Consider the following 15,757-nt stretch of genomic DNA (forward strand, 5'->3'; position numbering starts at 1 on the left):
CTACGCCCATTCCGCCATACTGCTTGCGCCAGCGGTAATAGGTCTGTTCAACAACGCCGATCTGCCTGATCGCATCAAGACGGGACATTCCTTGACCCATCAGAACTTCAGCCTGCCGTAACTTCGAGACAATCTCTTCCGGCTTGGGTCGCTTGTTTGCCATTCTCGGTCTTCCGTTTCCTAAACATAGCGCTGGACCAGTTCAGTTGGGGAGGCTCACTATTACGACAGCCATGATCAGCTGCGCACTCACCTCGCCGGCTTCATGGATGCATACAACTTCGCTCGCAGGCTGAAGACGCTCAGCGGCCTCACACCCTGCGAATACACCTGCAAGGTCTGGACTGCAGAGCCAGATCGTTTCATTCTAATTCCGATCCACCAGATGCCGGGACTGAACACCTGGACACAGTTGCTAGGGTGTAAGGCGTTCAGATCATGCTGAAATAGCTTCGGTAGAAGCCGGGCAGACTCCATTCCATTTCCGACAGCGGGCCGGGAATGAAACGGTGCGAATTCACCCCTTCCTGATTGTGGCGGATAATCTTTTCGTCATCGAGCGAAGTCACATGCCAGAGCCAGGTAAGCGCCTCCTTGTCGTAGTCGCGCCCCTCTTCCGCACCGCCGCGCACATACCAGGCGATTTGTATGTCGGTCTCCTGCAGAGAGCGCGGCACAAAGCGGTAGCCGACAAAGTGGTCGGCGTAGATCAGGAAATAGTTGAGCGTGCCGACCGCAAGGTCGGTGGCGCCGCCGTCATGGCCGCTGAGCTTGCCCAGCGGAGGCGCCAGCGGTGCGCCGTCCCTGCTGCCGGTCTGATAGCCGGGAAACAGCGGGTAGCGGCGCCAGTAGACATCCGCGCCCGATGCCAAGGCATTGGGGCCGGTGAGGTCCAGTTCTTCGGTCGGCAGGCCGATGGAGGCTGAGCGTTCGCGCAGGGCTTCGCCATGCTTTACTACATCCGCCGGGTCTTTCAGCGAATGGCTGCGCGAATATTCCTGATGCGAGGGCGCGCAATGGTAGCACTCCAGATAGTTCTCCAGCGCCAGCTTCCAGTTGGCGGTCACCGGATAAGAGGCCTCGTGTGCAAGCGTCAGGTTTTCCAGCTGCATCGGGGCGGACAGCGGTGCCAGCTTGTCCAGGCTGTCCTGCAGTGCCGGCGGGTTTTCGTCGGCGCAGACAAAGATCAGCCCTTGGAAAATCTGCACCTGCACCGGGAACAGCCCGTATTCGCCGGGGTCGAAATCCGGCCCCATGGCACGGCCGCCACGCAGTTTTCCGTCCAGACCGAAAGTCCAGGCGTGATAGGGGCAGGAGAAAACCCGGGCTGAGCCCTGTTTCTCCAGGCACACGCGGGATCCGCGATGGCGGCAGACATTCAGATGGGCGCGGACATCGCCGCTGCGGTCGCGCACCACGATGATTGATTCCGGGCCGTAGTCGAACAGGAAATAGTCGCCCGGCTCTGCGATCTGGCTGACATGGCCGGCCCAGATCCAGTTGCGGTTCCAGAACGCCTTGATGTCGTGGTCATAAACCGCCTGAGAGGTATAGAAATGCCGCTCAAGCGCAAATCCGGGCTGATGGGTTTCAATCAGGTCACGCATCACTTGCAGGTCATCTTTGGGCATTATACGCCTCCCATATCGTTGAGTGAGATAAGTTCGCGGCGGAACCATTCAGCATCGGCTGCCGCCGGGTCGCGTTCAAAGTTGCGTGCCGCCAAATGGCCGGCAAAGACCGCATCGGCAATCAGGCCGGGCGAGGCGGCGTCGCCGATCAGTTCCAGCGTGGTGAACCGGTGCCCGTAGTCTGCGCGCAGGGTATCAAAAAGCGCCGTATCGCGCTGGCGTGACGTCACCATCAGAAGGCTGGCGCAGCTGATTTGCCGGATGCGGCCGGTGTAGGCACAGGCGAGTGCCGCGCCGGTGGCATCCGCCGATTGGAGCAGATGCAGCGGCACGATCTCGACGCCTGCCTGCAACAGGCTGGTTTGCACCCGGGCCTGCTCTAGCGTCAGGTCGGTAAAGACAGAAGCCACAGCGCCGGGCGTGGCCAGGATCACCTTGCGGCCCGCGGCGGCCAGGTGGTCGGCCAGCACCCCGCCCAGATACCCCTGGTCGTCATCATAGAGCAGCACCGGCCCGCTGTCCGGCGGCAGTTCACCAGCCATGATGTCATCCGGTGTGAAACAGGGCATATCCTGCACCGGCAGCGGCGCCAGCGAAGAGCGCCCGCGTCCGTCGCGGTGCCACTGGCTTCCGGTTGCGAGGAAGACATTGGGAATGCCGAGATCCCCCACCTCTTCGGCGGTCATCGGGCTGTCTGTGAACATCTGGACATTGGCCCGCTGCTGCAGCTGCCACAGACGGTTGTCCGCGACCCGTCTCCAAGCTGCCAGCCCTTTGAGGCGGCTTTCGCGCAACGCCCGCCCGCCAAACTCCTCCCCGGCTTCGGCAAGGGTCACGTCATAGCCGCGTTTGGCCAGCTGCATCGCGCATTCCAGCCCGGCGGGTCCGGAACCGACCACCAGCGCGTGCTCCTCATGGCCCTTTGATGCGATCACCTCAGGGTGCCATCCGCGCCGCCATTCCTCGCCCATGGTCGGGTTCTGGGTGCAGCGGATCGGCACCCCGAGCATATCAGCAGAAACGCAAATATTACAGCCGATGCATTCGCGGATTTCCTCAATCCTGCCTTCTTCAATTTTCTTAGGCAGGAACGGATCGGCAATCGAGGGCCGGGCCGCGCCAATGAGATCAAGCACCCCCGTTTTGACCAGCGAGGCCATCAGATCCGGCGAGGTGAAACGGCCGACACCGACGACGGGTTTGGAAGTCACCTGTTTGACGAATTCGATGTAAGGAACCTGAAACCCGTCCTGCGGCTGGAACCGGGTGGTCTGGCTGTCATTGCTCCAGTCCGAGACATTCACATCCCAAAGATCGGGCAGATCGGCCAGCAATTCCACCACGGCGCGGCCTTCCTCCTTCGCCTGCATCCCGTCCGGTCCGGCCATCTGGTCCACGCCAAAGCGGAAGGCCACCGCGCAATGGCCGTCAAGCTCCTCGCGGGTTTCCTCCAGCAGTTCGCGGGTAAGGCGCAGCCGGTTTTCCAGGCTGCCGCCGTATTCATCGCTGCGGTTGTTGTACTGCGGCAGCAGAAAATGCTGCGGCAGGGTCATCTGGTGGCCGGCGTAGATATAGACAATATCGAAACCCGCCTCCTTGGCCCGCCGCGCGGCGGCCCGGTGCCAGCGGCGCAGGTCGCGGATGTCGGATTTGTCCATCGCACGAGCCTGTTTCGGGAATGGTGTGTCGATCGGCATGTCCGACGGGCCAAGCACCGGCGCGCGGGTCAAATGGTTGGTGGCATGATGGCCGTTATGGGCGAGCTGGATCGCCGCAAGCGCACCTTTGTCATGCACACCTTCCGTCACCAGCCGGAGGGCGGGGATGTCATGCTCATCCCAAAGCCGGTTTTCCGCATACGGCCCAAGGTCCGAGGTCGGATGAATTTCCGTCTCCTGGGTGGAGACGACGGCCCAGCCGCCTTCGGCCTTCATGGTGCGCATCGCGGCCTCTGCCTGGGGGCGCACATGGCCCATCCCGTTGCAATGGGGCACCTGATAAAATCGGTTCCGTGCGGTGACGGGGCCGATTTTCACCGGCTCGAAGAGAATGGAATACCCATGAGCGCCTGACATGGCCGCGCATCCTTTGTGTCGTGAGTGATTGCAGAAAGAGCCGGAGGCCGGAAAAGGCGGGCGTCAGCGCCCGCCGCGCGCGGGCTCAGAACCCGGCCTTGATGCGCTCGAATTCCTTCAGCATGCGGCCTTCAAGCGCGGGGGTGACGGCGTCGAAGAACAAGCTGCCCTCGAAGAACTTGTCGACATCAGCAAAGCCGTAGGTTTCGATTAGCTCCTGATCGGCGGATTTGAAGGCATCGGCATTGGCATGCGCGTAGCCCCAGCTCTCAATGATGTATTTGCCGCTGGCCTCGGCGCTCAGCGCATTCAGCATGTCATAGACCTGCTCGTCGCTTTGGGTCGAGGAGGTCAGATGCACATAACCGCAGACCCAGGTGGCGATGCCCTTGTCCACGTCGCGCATCATCTTTGCAGGGGTTTCGTTCCAGATCAGGTTCAGCTCAGACTGGTTCCAGCCCCAGCCCATGGTCACCTCGCCCGAGGCAAGGGCCTGATCCAGCTGGCCCGCATCGGACCAGTAGAAACGCACATTCGGGTGGATCGCGCGCAGGAAGTCCGAGGCTTTCTGGAACTCCTCATCCGACATATCGGTATAGCTTGAGGCGCCGGTTGCCAGCGCCGCCATTGCATAGGCCGAGGAGGCCGCATCGGGAATGGCGATCTTGCCCTGATGGGCCGGATCACCCAGCAATTGCAACGAGACGTCCGCAGCATTGATCTGGTCAGTGCGGTAGATCAGCCCGGTGTTGCCCCACTCAAACGGCACCATATAGGTGTTGCCGTCGATGGTGACGCCGTCCACATCTTTGATCTGCGGCAGCAGATTGTCCCAGTTGCTGATCTTGGAAGTGTCAATGGGTTTCAGCAGCCCCGCTGCGATCCATTTGCGCAAGCCGTCGGTGCAGGGATGGGCAAGATCAGCGGCAAAGCCCGACTGCAGCTTGGTAAAGGCCTCCTCAACACTGCCGAAGTAGGTATAGCTGGGGGCGCCGCCGTATTTGGCGACGTAGTCGCCATAGAAGCCCTGATCCTCATAGCCTGACCAGTCAAAGACCGACAGGCTGGCGGCATCGGCGGATGCGATACCTGCCGAGGCGGTCAAAGCCGTGGCAGCGGCCAGTACGGTTGTGAAATGTTTCATTGTCTTCCTCCCATTATTCTGATGCCTCGCGGGCGCCGAGGTCGATGACCGAGGCGTTCTGCACCCCCAGCCAGACTGGATCGCCCTGCTTGTGATCAACCGTGTGAAAATAGTTCGGCACCGACACCGCAATGGGCTGCTGCAACCCGTCAGTGGTGACGTGGTAATGCACATTCTCGCCGTAAAACGCGGCATTGGTGACGGTGCCCTGCAGGTAGCCGTCGTAGCCATCCGGCCGTTGCGCCGAAATCTCCAGCTGTTCGGGACGGATCCCCGCCAGCAGTTGCGGCCCGCGCCGCGCCACATTGGGGTTCACGTCGATTGTGAGCGGCCCGAAGCCCTGTACCTGGGCCTTCAGCTTGCCGTCCGCCTCACCTGTCACGGCCGCGTCGAGGAAGTTCATGCCACCGATGAAGGCCGCCACTTCCCGGCTTGCGGGGCGGGCATAAAGCACCTCGGGTTTGTCGACCTGTTTAAGCTGGCCCTGGAACATCACGCCGATGCGGTCGGACATGGTCATCGCCTCATACTGGTCATGGGTGACCATGACAAAGGTGATGCCAAGCTTCTGCTGCAGGCGGCGCATTTCGAATTGCATCGCCTCGCGCAGATTTTTATCGAGCGCCGACAGCGGCTCGTCCAGCAGCAGCACCTTGGGCCGCATCACCAGCGCGCGGGCCAGGGCAACCCGCTGGCGCTGGCCGCCCGACAGCTCATCTGCCTTGCGCGCCTGCAGCCCGCCCAGCTCTACCATCTCCAGCGCCTCGGCCACGCGTGCGCTGATCTCGGCCTTCTTAAGTTTCAGCTTGCGTAGCCCAAAGGCGACATTGTCGCCGACATTCAGATGCGGGAAGATCGCGTAAGACTGGAACACCATATTTGTGGGGCGCTTGTTGGCAGGGATCTCCGCCATCTCCTGGCCGCTGATGCGGATGGTGCCGGCGTCATGATCCTGAAAACCGGCAATCATCCTGAGCGCTGTTGTCTTGCCGCAGCCGGAGGGGCCAAGGAGCGAGAAAAATTCGCCCTCCTTCAGTTCGAGGTTCAGATCGCGCACCGCCACAAAGGTGCCAAATCTCTTTTCCACCCCGGAGATTTCGATGATGTTCTGGCTGGTCATCTTCTGTCCTTCATTCAGGCGGATTTGGTGGAGCGGCGGCGAAAATATTCGGCGGTCAGCAACAACAGCACCGAGGCCAGCAGCAGCAAGGAGCCAAGCGCCAGCGTGTTCGGCAGCTTCGCCGGAAAGCGGATTTGGCTCCAGATGTAGACCGGCAGGGTGGGCTGGTTGCCGGACAGGAAGAAGGCCAGCACAAATTCGTCAAACGACACGGTGAACGTGACTAGCAGGCTGGCGACAATGCCCGGCGCCACGATCGGCAGGGTCACCCGGCGGAAGGTACCGATGACGCTTTCGCCCAGATCAAAGGCGGCTTCCTCCAACGATTGGTCAAAGTCGTCAAAGGCGGATTTCATGATTGATACGGCAAACGGCAGCGCAACAAAGACATGGCCGAGGATCACCGTGGTCAGCGACGGCCGCAGCCCCAGCGAGATGAACAGCACCAGCATTGAGGAGGCCACGATGATACCCGGAATGACCAGCGGCAGCATCACCAGCCCCTCCGACAGTTCGCGCCCTTTGAAGCGGTAGCGGACATAGGCGCGGGCCGCGAACAGTCCCAGCGAGGTGGCCACCATTGCGGTCACTGCGCCGACGATCAGGGAATTGATCATCGCCTGCAAGAGCGTGTCCTGTTCGCCCAGCTGGGCGTACCATTTCAGGGTGAAGCCCTTCATCGGGAAGGCCACGATGGTGCCGTCGTTGAAGGAGAACAGCGGCAGCAGCAGCACCGGCAGATATAGGAAGATCAGGTAGCCGATAGCATAGACCAGCAGCCAGGGGAAACGGAAGGGTCTGCGCCGCGGCTTGCTGGCAGCAGCGTTCAGCGGCTTGTTCAGGGGTTCGTTTGCCGGAGCGCTCAACGGATTCTCCTCCCCAAAGCGGTCGCCAGGATCACGAACAGGATGGCGACAAAGCCGACCGAGGCCATCGCCACCAGCGACAGCGTCGCGCCCAGCGGCCAGTTGTTGGCGGGGCCGAACTGCACCTGGATGAGGTTCGCCACCATCTTGCCCTGCGAGCCGCCGACCAGCGACGGGGTGACGTAGTCGCCCACTGTGGGAATGAAGATGATCAGGCTGCCGGCGATGATGCCGGGCACCGACAGTGGCAGGGTGACCCGGAAGAACCGTTCCAGCTTGGAGCACCCGAGATCGGTGGCGGCCTCCAGCAGTGCCCGGTCGATCTTCTGCAGCGACACATAGATCGGCAGGATCGCAAACGGCGCCCAGGCATGGGCCAGGGTCAGCACCACCGCGAATTCATTGTAGAGAAGAAAGGTCAGCGGTTCATTGATCAGCCCCATTGAGAGCAGCGCGGAATTCATCACCCCGTTGAACCCGAGGATCAGCTTCCAGCTGAACACCCGCAGCAGGTAGCTTGACCAGAACGGGATGGTGATCAGCAAGAGCCAGAGGGTTTTCTTGCGGGTGCGGTAGGCGATGAAATAGGCAATCGGATAGGCCAGCGCCACCGTCGCCATGGTCACCGCCCCGGCAATCAGGATCGAGCGCAGCATCAGATGCCGCACCAGCGGATCGGTGGCGGCCTCGGTGTAATTGGCCCAGGTCAGCGTCTTGTCGATGTCGACATAGGACTGGGTCCAGAAGCTGTAGGCCACCAGAATGCCCAGCGGCGCAGCTACCAGAAGCCCCACATATAGCGACGCAGGGGCGCTCAATGCATAACCCTTGCCTGCTTCGGTTCTGAGAAATCCGGCCATGTCACTCCAGTGTCTGATATGCGAGTCCGGCGCCGCCCATAAAAATGGACAATCGTCCATCAAATCTGACGGCTGGAAGGGCCCTCTGTCAACAGGGTTTCCAAAAAAATGTACAAACGTCCATTTATGGTGGAGAAATTCCTTTGGTGTGCCTAGACTGGCAAAATACACCTGCCTGCTGCATAGGTTCGCGCCATGTATCAGGCGGGCCAGATTCGGCAGGGATCAAAAATTCGGGATCAAATGACCGGGAAAAGGGAACAGAACCGCGAGCAGAACCGCCAAGCCCTGATCGGCGCCGTGCTGGATTCAGTGGCAGAGAAGGGCATATCCGAAACCTCTGTCAGTGAGATCATCCAGCGCGCCGGCCTGTCGCGCGGCATGATCCACCTGCATTTCGGCGGCAAGGACAACCTGGTTCACGCTGCCGCGCATCATTCCTCGGAAGAATATTATGACGAGCTGGAGGCTCTCTTGCAGACCGCTGGCGAGAGCCCGCAGGAGCGGATCGAGATGATCGTGCGCGGCGACCTTAGCGAACGGGTGCTGAACCGGCGCAATGTCAGCATCTGGTATGCCTTCCGCGGCGAGGCCCGGAACCGCAAAGCCGTCGCCGAGTACTCCGACACCCGCGACGGGAGGCTGCGGGGCATGATCCACAGCGCTTTTTCCCGAATCGTTTGCGAGTCCGGCACCCCGGCCCCTTTCGAGGCCGCCCGTGATGCCACCCACGGCACCCTGGCATTGCTGGAGGGCATGTGGACCGACTTCTTGCTGCACCCTGACCGCTTCGACCGGGAAGAGGCATCGCGGATCATATTCCGCTTCCTGGCGGCCATGTTCCCGGCGCATTTTTCGCTGAGGGGTGCCGTGCGCCCGTTGAAAGTATAGGCACCTCGGCGCGGTTACAAATTACAGCCGCGCCGCACATCAGGGCAAGCCCTGCGTCAGCGACCCCGATCTCACCCTGGATGCAGCGGCTTGAGACCATCCATCGTCGGGCCGGGATTATCGGCGAATTCGGTTCAGATTATTTGAGTCTGTAAATCGGGACTGGCTCAAGACAGTTGCGGCCGGGCTCAGCCATAGAATTCATGCGGCTTTTTTCAGTTTCCTTACGGGTGTCATGCCGCTGATGCCCATGTTGGGTCGCTCATTGTTGTAAATCCAGAGCCATTCCGTTGCCTGGTTCTGCGCCTCCTCGACGGTTTCAAAGATGTATTGCCCCAGCCAAGGCTGACACGAATCAAACGTCTCCCGATCCAACAGGAGGCATCAGCTTTGCCTCTCCCGCGCTCTGCCCAGAGAGCCATCGGGAAAATGCGTTCATCGCCCGTGTCGCAGGGCGGTCTGAGGGCCAGGCAAGATAGTAGCGCCCGGCGGAAAAGGTGACGCAGAAGGGTTGTGCCAGCCGGCCTTGGGCAATGAAACTCTCGAACATGGCGACTGGCAACAGCGCAGCACCTGCCCCCGAGGCGGCCAGTTCCGCGAGCGCCACCGAGCTGTCAAAAACCGGACCTGTGACCATCGGACAGGGCGCACCTGCGGCTTCGAACCAGCCCGGCCATTCGGCGCTGCGGTAGCTGCGCAGAAGTGTCACCTGCCCGAGGTCCGATGGATGCTGCAGGCGCGCCGCCAGCTCCGGCGCGCAGAGCGGTGCCAACGGCGCCTCCGTCAGCGGGATCGCGTCATGGCCGGTCCAGCCGCCGGTGCCGAAACGGATAGCCATGTCCAGCCCCTCGCGCAGGATATCCACCCGGTTGTTGTTGGTCGAAATCCGCAGATCGATCTCCGGATGCGCCTGCCGGAAGGTATCGACACTCGGCATCAGCCAGCCGAGCGCAAAGGTCGTGTTCACTCCGACTTTCAGCACCTCTACGTCACGCTGCCCGCCAAGGCGGTCGAGCACCCTCGCCATCGCGTCGAACCCGTGTTCGAGCACCGGGAAAAGCCGCTGCCCCTCGTCGGTCGGCACCAGCCCCTGCGAGGTGCGCAGGAACAGGGTGACGCCCAGCAGATCCTCCAGCCGCGCGATCTGATGGCTGACTGCGGCCTGGGTCACGCGCAGTTCGACGGCGGCCTTGGTGAAACTGCCCTGGCGCATGGCAACCTCGAACACGCGCAGAGCGTTCAACGGCAGGTCGGGGCGATCCATGTCGATACCTCAGCTAATGACAGGCGATAAGATTTGTCGTTTGTAGCGCCGGATCAAGCTGAAGTATACCAGACGCATGACATCACCTGATGTCGTCTATGGCACATATCCGGAAAGGAACACCCCATGCGGTTCACCGCTTCCGTCCTGTCGCGCGCAGCGGCAGGGCTTGCTCTTGGCCTGTCTCTGGCCACCATGTCCGTAGCTGACACGCGCCTCGAGGCGCTGGCCGAAACCGTGTCGCAAGTTGAACAGAGGCTTGGCGGGCGTGTCGGCCTGTCGCTCGAAGAGGTCGGCGGGCAGACGTCCTGGTCGCACCGGGAGGATGAACGCTTCCTGATGAACAGTACCGTGAAGGCGCCGATCTGCGGGGCCGTTCTCGCGCAGCGCGATGCGGGGGCCCTGGCTCTTTCTGACGCGCTGCCGGTGCGCGCGGCGGATCTGCAGTCCTACGCGCCGGTCACCAAAACGCGGGTTGGCAAGGACATGACGATCGAAGCGCTGTGCTTCGCCGCCATCGACATGAGCGACAACACCGCAACCAACATTCTGATCGACCGGCTAGGCGGCCCGCAGGCAGTTACGCGATTCTTCCGCGGCATCGGCGACCCGGTCAGCCGTCTGGACCGGCGTGAGCCCGGTCTGAACACCTTTGTGCCCGGCGATCCGCGCGACACCACGACCCCGGCGGCAATGGCCGTCACGCTGGAAAAGCTGCTGCTGGGCAGTGCGCTGTCCCCGGTATCGCGCGACCAGCTGGCGGACTGGATGAGCCATGGCGGCGTGACGGGCAACTTGCTGCGCGCTGACGCGTCTGCGGACTGGCAAGTCCTCGACAAGTCCGGCAGCGGCAGCCACACCCGCAATATCATCGCAATGGTCACACCCGGCAAAGGGGCGCCGTGGATCATCACCATCTTTCTGTCAGACGCCGATGCGGATTTCGACACCCGCAACGCGGCCCTGCAGAAACTTGGCAGTGCAGTCATGGCAGTGATCCGGGACTGAGCAGGCTCGGGCCGGGGCGCGGAAATTCGGGTCAGGTCAAGTCTTGCAGCGCGGCAGAGTTCAGCATGAAACTGTGCCGGTCGAATGCCGGCACTCCGCCTGGCTGCCGGCCGGTTTGGACCGTGGCGGTACAGCGAAAATCAATGCCGGATCTGGCGGCAGGGATGGATTTGCAAATGCCGCACAACAATGCGCAGCTCTGGAACCTCGGTGAAGGTCCATTCACTTTCCGGGTTCAGGCGGGAATCCGCGGTTTGTCTGAGCGGCTTTATCGTAGCACAGCCGGTTCTAGAACTGGCGTCCGTTATTGAGTTCATTGTTCAGGATGCCGGTGCCCCTTTGGCGGTTGCCATGGATGGTCGAGGCGCCCCGATGGCGCCGGACGGGCCCGTCACGCCTTCCTTGTTGAGCACTTCTGCGATCTTCTTCGGGGGCAGAGCCAGTGATCAGTTTTTCGATGCTCTGTACGAACTTGGTGTTACACCTGTCCACCGCCGGAAAGCGCGGTGGAAATTCGCGGGAGAGGAGAACCCGACATCCTGAGAGATTTCTTCGATGCTCTTGCTCCCGGCCTGCAGGTCATGAATGGCTATGTCCCGGCGCAGCCCGTCCTTGATCGCCTGAAAGGAGGTGTCTTCTGCATCCAGCCGCCGCATCAAGGTTCTAGGTGTGACGTTCAATGCGCGGGCGGCATCTGCCAAGTGGCCGCCCTCCCAGCTTGTTTGATAAAGGAACTCCCGCACTCTCAAAGACTGCTTATGTTCCCTATACCCTGTGAACATCCAGTCGCGGGGGGCCCGGCTTAGAAACTCCTTCAGTTCCGCAGAGCTGCGTCTTTTTGTTGGCCCCAGTTTCGCGACCTCAAACGTAATTGCCGAACACGGTGCCATGAAGCTGATCTGCGCCGGAAATATCACCGCGTAATCGTCTGAAAACCCAGGGCGCTCAAAGGCAAATTGAACCGCCTGGACAGGCACTTCATATCCTGCAAGCCAGGACAGCAGCCCATGCGCAAGTTTCAGGATCAGCATATGGCCGAACTGCTGACAGGGCTGCGCACCGCGCGGCACAAGCCGCAGACTGATGCTGCCGTTTCCGGACGCGAGTTCAATCTGGTAATCGTCCAGCAGCAGGTTCCAGAACGTAGAGAACCGGTGCAAGGCTGAGGGAAGAGAGCTGGCTTCGCGGACCGTTGTCAGCAGGTGCTGCAGTGCTCTGGCCCGGATCGGCCGGCTCCACAGGCCCATCATTTCATCATTGGTTTCGATGGCAGCGATTTGGTAAAGCCGGACAATCTGATCCAAAGTAATGCGGTGGGCAATCTGACCCTGGACCGCATGCATCCCTGCGCGCTGCAGGAAGGAGGCCAATTGGGCATCCGTGCAACAGTGCCGCAAGGCCATAATCCAATTCCCGGCAAACTGCGACGAAACCGTGGCCAGGCTTGAAGGATCCGAGGTTGTCATTTCCATAGGCTCCAGCGCCGGTTGTCATTTTTGGAGAACATATCGCCTATTTTAAGCGTGAATTTGGTCAGCTGCTACAGGCATCTGGCATGAAGTAACAGTACGCACCCACGGCGAAAAGCAACAGCCGCGGGACCGCTTCTGTGTGCCCTCAGGTGAAATCGCCGCCGATTGTGGCGTGACCTGCTGCCGGGCATTCTCAGGCCCTAGGCCGGTTCGGCTGCCCCAATTCTGTTCCAAAGCTCACTGGCAACGACGCCGGGCGGGCGGTCTCGGCGTCTTATCTTGAAGATCATCGTTCGGCGTACAGGAAATCGTTCCAGGTTGAGGGGAAGCAAAGCACCGGACAGCCGCTCCGCCTCGGTCATATGGTCCGGTAGGCCGCCCCAGCCGAGACCGGCGAGGATCACCTTTTTCTTGGCGGCAAGATCGGAAACGGTCCACTTCAGTCCGCCCGGCAGCAGATCGCGGCTTTGTTCATGCGCGGCGCCGCCTGTGCCCGCCGCGACCACCTGCACGTGGCTTTGCATTTCGGATGCTGAAAACGCACGGGAGCCGGCCGGCAGATTCAGCCCGGGGCTGGCCACTGGCCGTATTGTCACCTCCGTAACCGGCTCAGCTTCCACATCATCCAGCGGCACCCCTTCCAGCGAAGCAAGCGCGATATCTGCCTTGCCCTCCATCAGCCGGGCAATCGGGCCGCCCATCATTTCCATCCGCAGCCGCAGGTGGGTGGCCGGGTGATGCCGCCCGGTTTCGGCAAGCGCCGGCAGCAAAGGATCCAGATCCATTGTGGCGCTGACGGCAATGTTCAGTTCTGGCTCTTCGCGGGCGCGCAGCCGGGCGGCAGTGGTTTTCAGGCCTTGCATCTGCCGCAGTACCCGCGACGCCTCGCGGTAGAAGATTTCACCAGCCGGGGTAAGCGCCGGCCGGTAGGCCGCGCGGCTGAACAGCTCCAGCTCCAGTTCCTCTTCCAGCTGGCGGATTGTGTGGCTGATGGCGGACTGTGATTTGTGCAGCCGCTCCGCCGCACCGCGGAAGGTGCCGGTTGAGACAATCGCCTCCAGGGCAACAAGCTGGTCGTGTTTCATGCAGTTGCCATATGACCTGTTTTCCTAATCATTAATGTGAGAACACAATATTATCAACAAATCATGTCAAGGGGTAGACAGGAGCATCACCAAGCACAGGAGATAGTGATGAAGCTCTACTACAAACCCGGCGCTTGCCCGCTGGCCAGCCATATCGCCCTGTATGAGACAGGCCAATCGTTTGAAATCGAAGCCGTCGATACCGCCGCGGGCCGGACCGCAAGCGGCGCGGACTACCGCGCGATCAACCCCAAAGGCTATGTTCCGGCCCTGGGCCTGGACGACGGAAGCGTTCTCACCGAAGGGGCGGCGGTTCTGCAGTATATCGCGGACAGCAACCCGGAAGCGGGTTTAGCGCCGGCGGCAGGCACCTTGGCCCGTGCCCGGATGCAGGAACAGCTCAACTGGATCGGGACCGAGCTGCACAAGGCCTTTAACCCGCTGTTCCGCGACGGAATATCCGAGGGCGGTAAAGACGACGCGCGCACCGCTGTAGCGGGCAAGTTCGATTTCATCGAGACGCAGCTGGAGGATGGCCGCGAGTGGCTGGTAGAGAACCGGTTCTCGGTCGCGGACGCCTATCTGTTCGCGGTCTCGAACTGGGCGAACTTCACCGGCATCGACCTGGCCCGCTGGCCCCGGCTGGCGGCGTTCGTGAGCCGCAGCGCGTCCCGCCCGTCCGCTCAGGCTGCAATGCGCGCAGAAGGGCTGATCCAATGACACCAGCCGATCACAAAGTGGTCGGCGCATTGATGGAGGCCTATTTCGAGGGCCTCCATCACGCCGACAGCACCATGCTGCGTGAAGTTTTTCACCCGCAACTGGCCTATATCTGCGCAACCGAAGGCGATGAACTGGCCCTGGATCTTGAAACCTACATGGCCCGCGTCGATGGGCGCGAGCCGCCTGCCAAGCGCGGCGACCCGCGCGAGGAGGAAATCCTGGAGATTGCCTTTGCCAGCGACCGGCTGGCCCGTGTCAGTGCCCGGATGACCATGATGGGCCGGGATTTCCATGACCTGCTTACCCTTGTCCGCCACGGCACCGAATGGCGCATCGTTGCAAAAGTGTTCTCATACGTACCGCGAAAGGGCTGACCGATGCCTTATGTGAATATCAAAGTCACCCGCGAAGGCGGCCCCGATGGCACCGGCCCGAGTGCGGACCAAAAGGCGCAGCTGATCACCGGAGTTACGGGCCTGCTGCAGGAGGTTCTGGGTAAGAACCCGGCAACCACATTTGTGGTGATCAACGAGGTTCCTCTGGAGGATTGGGGTGTTGGCGGCCTGCCGGTGCAGGAGTACCGGAAGCAGGCGCAATGAAAACGCGGCTGACAGAGGCGCTGGGGATCACTTGCCCGGTGATCCAGGCGCCGATGGCCTTTGCTGCAGGCGGCGCGCTGGCCAGCGCTGTCTCCAGCGCCGGCGGGCTGGGCATGATCGGGGGCGCCTATGGCGATGCCGCTTGGATCGACCAGCAGTTCGGCATTGCAGCGGGCGCCCGCGTCGGCTGCGGGCTGATCACCTGGAAACTTGCGGAACAGCCGCAGCTGCTGGACCGGGTGCTGGCACGCGATCCAGCGGCGCTGTTCTTGTCCTTTGGCGACCCGGCACCATTTGCGCCAGTGATCAAGGACGCGGGTGTAACGCTGATCTGCCAGGTGCAGACACTGCGCGACGCGCGGCAAGCGCTGGGCTGCGGCGCAGACATCATTGCCGCCCAGGGTGCGGACGCCGGCGGCCATGGCGAAGCCCGCGGCACCTTTGCCTTGGTGCCGGAGATCGCTGACGAGATCGCACGCCGGAACAGCAAAGTGCTGCTCTGTGCAGCAGGCGGTATCACGGATGGCCGCGGCCTTGCAGCGGCCTTGATGCTGGGGGCGGATGGGGCGGTGATCGGCACGCGGTTCTGGGCCTCGCGCGAGGCGTTGGTGCCTCCGCGCATTCTTGATCGCGCGCTGGCGGCAACGGGAGACGACACGATCCGCACACGTGTGGTGGATGTGGTCCGCGGTTACGACTGGCCCGGCCGTTACAACGGCCGCGTTCTGCGCAACCGGTTCATTCAAAAATGGCACGGTTCCGAGGAGGCCTTGAAACTGGAAGCGGGCGCAGAGGCCGCAAAATGGTCGGCAGCCCAGGAGGCTGGCGATCCGGATGTTGCAACCGCTTTTGCCGGTGAAGGCATCGGCCTGATCAAAAATGTTCAGGCCGCCAGCGAAATTCTGGCGGGCATCACGGCCCATGCGGAGCGGTGTCTGGCAGGATAAAGCCGGTCAGGACTGCAGTGAACAATTGTGCCGGAACAGGCGGGAACGCTCCCGTCTGTTCCATTTTCAGCA

The 15,757-nt window shown here is 61.6% G+C and carries 16 protein-coding genes and 2 pseudogenes; 7 read left to right on the forward strand and 11 right to left on the reverse strand.

What is annotated here, in order from left to right:
• Nucleotides 1-163: transposase (locus L1069_RS04400; protein WP_237455003.1), on the reverse strand; the 163-nt coding region annotated here is incomplete at its 3' end.
• Between the two features lie 57 nt (nucleotides 164-220).
• On the opposite strand from L1069_RS04400, the pseudogene L1069_RS04405 reads away from it, so the two are divergent.
• Nucleotides 221-445, forward strand: a pseudogene (locus L1069_RS04405) (IS481 family transposase); the annotation flags it as partial.
• Here L1069_RS04405 and L1069_RS04410 read toward each other — a convergent pair.
• The 6 genes from L1069_RS04410 to L1069_RS04435 form a co-directional block, all read right to left on the reverse strand.
• Nucleotides 432-1,631, reverse strand: coding sequence for an aromatic ring-hydroxylating dioxygenase subunit alpha (locus L1069_RS04410; RefSeq protein WP_237454909.1), 1,200 nt, complete (start codon nucleotides 1,629-1,631; stop codon nucleotides 432-434). The pseudogene L1069_RS04405 and the gene L1069_RS04410 sit on opposite strands and share 14 nt — an antisense overlap.
• Nucleotides 1,631-3,706: an FAD-dependent oxidoreductase gene (locus L1069_RS04415; protein ID WP_237454910.1), complete on the reverse strand. Its 2,076-nt coding sequence runs from the start codon at nucleotides 3,704-3,706 to the stop codon at nucleotides 1,631-1,633. The genes L1069_RS04410 and L1069_RS04415 overlap by 1 nt, the downstream gene beginning before the upstream one ends.
• Nucleotides 3,707-3,791: 85 nt before the next feature.
• Complete coding sequence (locus L1069_RS04420; protein ID WP_237454911.1) at nucleotides 3,792-4,850, reverse strand: extracellular solute-binding protein; 1,059 nt, start codon at nucleotides 4,848-4,850, stop codon at nucleotides 3,792-3,794.
• A gap of 13 nt (nucleotides 4,851-4,863) precedes the next feature.
• Nucleotides 4,864-5,970, reverse strand: a complete 1,107-nt coding sequence (locus tag L1069_RS04425; protein ID WP_237454912.1) for an ABC transporter ATP-binding protein — start codon at nucleotides 5,968-5,970, stop codon at nucleotides 4,864-4,866.
• A gap of 14 nt (nucleotides 5,971-5,984) precedes the next feature.
• Complete coding sequence (locus L1069_RS04430) at nucleotides 5,985-6,800, reverse strand: ABC transporter permease (protein WP_237455004.1); 816 nt, start codon at nucleotides 6,798-6,800, stop codon at nucleotides 5,985-5,987.
• 32 nt (nucleotides 6,801-6,832) lie between these two features.
• A complete protein-coding gene (locus L1069_RS04435) occupies nucleotides 6,833-7,696 on the reverse strand; it encodes an ABC transporter permease (RefSeq protein ID WP_237454913.1) in 864 nt (287 codons plus the stop codon).
• Between the two features lie 243 nt (nucleotides 7,697-7,939).
• Here L1069_RS04435 and L1069_RS04440 point away from each other — a divergent pair, with 243 nt between their 5' ends.
• Nucleotides 7,940-8,587 carry a TetR family transcriptional regulator C-terminal domain-containing protein gene (locus tag L1069_RS04440; protein WP_237454914.1) on the forward strand — a complete coding sequence of 216 codons (648 nt, stop codon included), beginning with the start codon at nucleotides 7,940-7,942 and terminating at the stop codon, nucleotides 8,585-8,587.
• 201 nt (nucleotides 8,588-8,788) lie between these two features.
• Here the strand turns inward: L1069_RS04440 and L1069_RS04445 are convergent.
• Both L1069_RS04445 and L1069_RS04450 read right to left on the reverse strand, forming a co-directional pair.
• Nucleotides 8,789-8,929, reverse strand: a pseudogene (locus L1069_RS04445) (integrase core domain-containing protein); the annotation flags it as partial.
• A gap of 13 nt (nucleotides 8,930-8,942) precedes the next feature.
• Nucleotides 8,943-9,851, reverse strand: a complete 909-nt coding sequence (locus L1069_RS04450) for a LysR family transcriptional regulator (protein ID WP_237454915.1) — start codon at nucleotides 9,849-9,851, stop codon at nucleotides 8,943-8,945.
• A gap of 126 nt (nucleotides 9,852-9,977) precedes the next feature.
• Here L1069_RS04450 and bla point away from each other — a divergent pair, with 126 nt between their 5' ends.
• The gene (bla, locus tag L1069_RS04455) at nucleotides 9,978-10,859 is read left to right on the forward strand and encodes a class A beta-lactamase (RefSeq protein WP_237454916.1); all 882 of its coding nucleotides are present in this window, start codon (nucleotides 9,978-9,980) and stop codon (nucleotides 10,857-10,859) included.
• A 446-nt stretch (nucleotides 10,860-11,305) separates the two neighbouring features.
• Here bla and L1069_RS04460 read toward each other — a convergent pair whose 3' ends face one another.
• Together L1069_RS04460 and L1069_RS04465 are read right to left on the reverse strand one after the other, a co-directional pair.
• A complete protein-coding gene (locus L1069_RS04460; protein WP_237454917.1) occupies nucleotides 11,306-12,325 on the reverse strand; it encodes an AraC family transcriptional regulator in 1,020 nt (339 codons plus the stop codon).
• 206 nt (nucleotides 12,326-12,531) lie between these two features.
• Nucleotides 12,532-13,416, reverse strand: a complete 885-nt coding sequence (locus L1069_RS04465) for a LysR family transcriptional regulator (RefSeq protein WP_237454918.1) — start codon at nucleotides 13,414-13,416, stop codon at nucleotides 12,532-12,534.
• Between the two features lie 108 nt (nucleotides 13,417-13,524).
• On the opposite strand from L1069_RS04465, the gene gstA reads away from it, so the two are divergent.
• The 4 genes from gstA to L1069_RS04485 are packed head-to-tail and all read left to right on the forward strand — an operon-like array spanning nucleotide 13,525 to nucleotide 15,685.
• On the forward strand, nucleotides 13,525-14,136 hold the full coding sequence (gstA, locus tag L1069_RS04470; RefSeq protein ID WP_237454919.1) for a glutathione transferase GstA: 612 nt from the start codon (nucleotides 13,525-13,527) through the stop codon (nucleotides 14,134-14,136).
• The gene (locus L1069_RS04475; protein ID WP_237454920.1) at nucleotides 14,133-14,513 is read left to right on the forward strand and encodes a nuclear transport factor 2 family protein; all 381 of its coding nucleotides are present in this window, start codon (nucleotides 14,133-14,135) and stop codon (nucleotides 14,511-14,513) included. Before gstA ends, L1069_RS04475 begins: the two co-directional genes overlap by 4 nt.
• A 3-nt stretch (nucleotides 14,514-14,516) precedes the next feature.
• Complete coding sequence (locus tag L1069_RS04480) at nucleotides 14,517-14,738, forward strand: 4-oxalocrotonate tautomerase family protein (protein WP_237454921.1); 222 nt, start codon at nucleotides 14,517-14,519, stop codon at nucleotides 14,736-14,738.
• Complete coding sequence (locus L1069_RS04485) at nucleotides 14,735-15,685, forward strand: nitronate monooxygenase (protein WP_237454922.1); 951 nt, start codon at nucleotides 14,735-14,737, stop codon at nucleotides 15,683-15,685. The genes L1069_RS04480 and L1069_RS04485 overlap by 4 nt, the downstream gene beginning before the upstream one ends.
• The last annotated feature ends 72 nt before the right edge of the window (nucleotides 15,686-15,757 follow it).

This window comes from Leisingera sp. MMG026 (assembly GCF_021654205.1).
Lineage (GTDB): Bacteria > Pseudomonadota > Alphaproteobacteria > Rhodobacterales > Rhodobacteraceae > Leisingera.

Bases quoted from the DNA above. Each gene is read 5' to 3' on its own strand.
- L1069_RS04410 (WP_237454909.1), bottom strand. From the start codon at position 1,631: ATGCCCAAAGATGACCTGCAAGTGATGCGTGACCTGATTGAAACCCAT.
- L1069_RS04415 (WP_237454910.1), bottom strand. From the start codon at position 3,706: ATGTCAGGCGCTCATGGGTATTCCATTCTCTTCGAGCCGGTGAAAATC.
- L1069_RS04420 (WP_237454911.1), bottom strand. From the start codon at position 4,850: ATGAAACATTTCACAACCGTACTGGCCGCTGCCACGGCTTTGACCGCC.
- L1069_RS04425 (WP_237454912.1), bottom strand. From the start codon at position 5,970: ATGACCAGCCAGAACATCATCGAAATCTCCGGGGTGGAAAAGAGATTT.
- L1069_RS04435 (WP_237454913.1), bottom strand. From the start codon at position 7,696: ATGGCCGGATTTCTCAGAACCGAAGCAGGCAAGGGTTATGCATTGAGC.
- L1069_RS04440 (WP_237454914.1), top strand. From the start codon at position 7,940: ATGACCGGGAAAAGGGAACAGAACCGCGAGCAGAACCGCCAAGCCCTG.
- L1069_RS04450 (WP_237454915.1), bottom strand. From the start codon at position 9,851: ATGGATCGCCCCGACCTGCCGTTGAACGCTCTGCGCGTGTTCGAGGTT.
- bla (WP_237454916.1), top strand. From the start codon at position 9,978: ATGCGGTTCACCGCTTCCGTCCTGTCGCGCGCAGCGGCAGGGCTTGCT.
- L1069_RS04460 (WP_237454917.1), bottom strand. From the start codon at position 12,325: ATGACAACCTCGGATCCTTCAAGCCTGGCCACGGTTTCGTCGCAGTTT.
- L1069_RS04465 (WP_237454918.1), bottom strand. From the start codon at position 13,416: ATGAAACACGACCAGCTTGTTGCCCTGGAGGCGATTGTCTCAACCGGC.
- gstA (WP_237454919.1), top strand. From the start codon at position 13,525: ATGAAGCTCTACTACAAACCCGGCGCTTGCCCGCTGGCCAGCCATATC.
- L1069_RS04475 (WP_237454920.1), top strand. From the start codon at position 14,133: ATGACACCAGCCGATCACAAAGTGGTCGGCGCATTGATGGAGGCCTAT.
- L1069_RS04480 (WP_237454921.1), top strand. From the start codon at position 14,517: ATGCCTTATGTGAATATCAAAGTCACCCGCGAAGGCGGCCCCGATGGC.
- L1069_RS04485 (WP_237454922.1), top strand. From the start codon at position 14,735: ATGAAAACGCGGCTGACAGAGGCGCTGGGGATCACTTGCCCGGTGATC.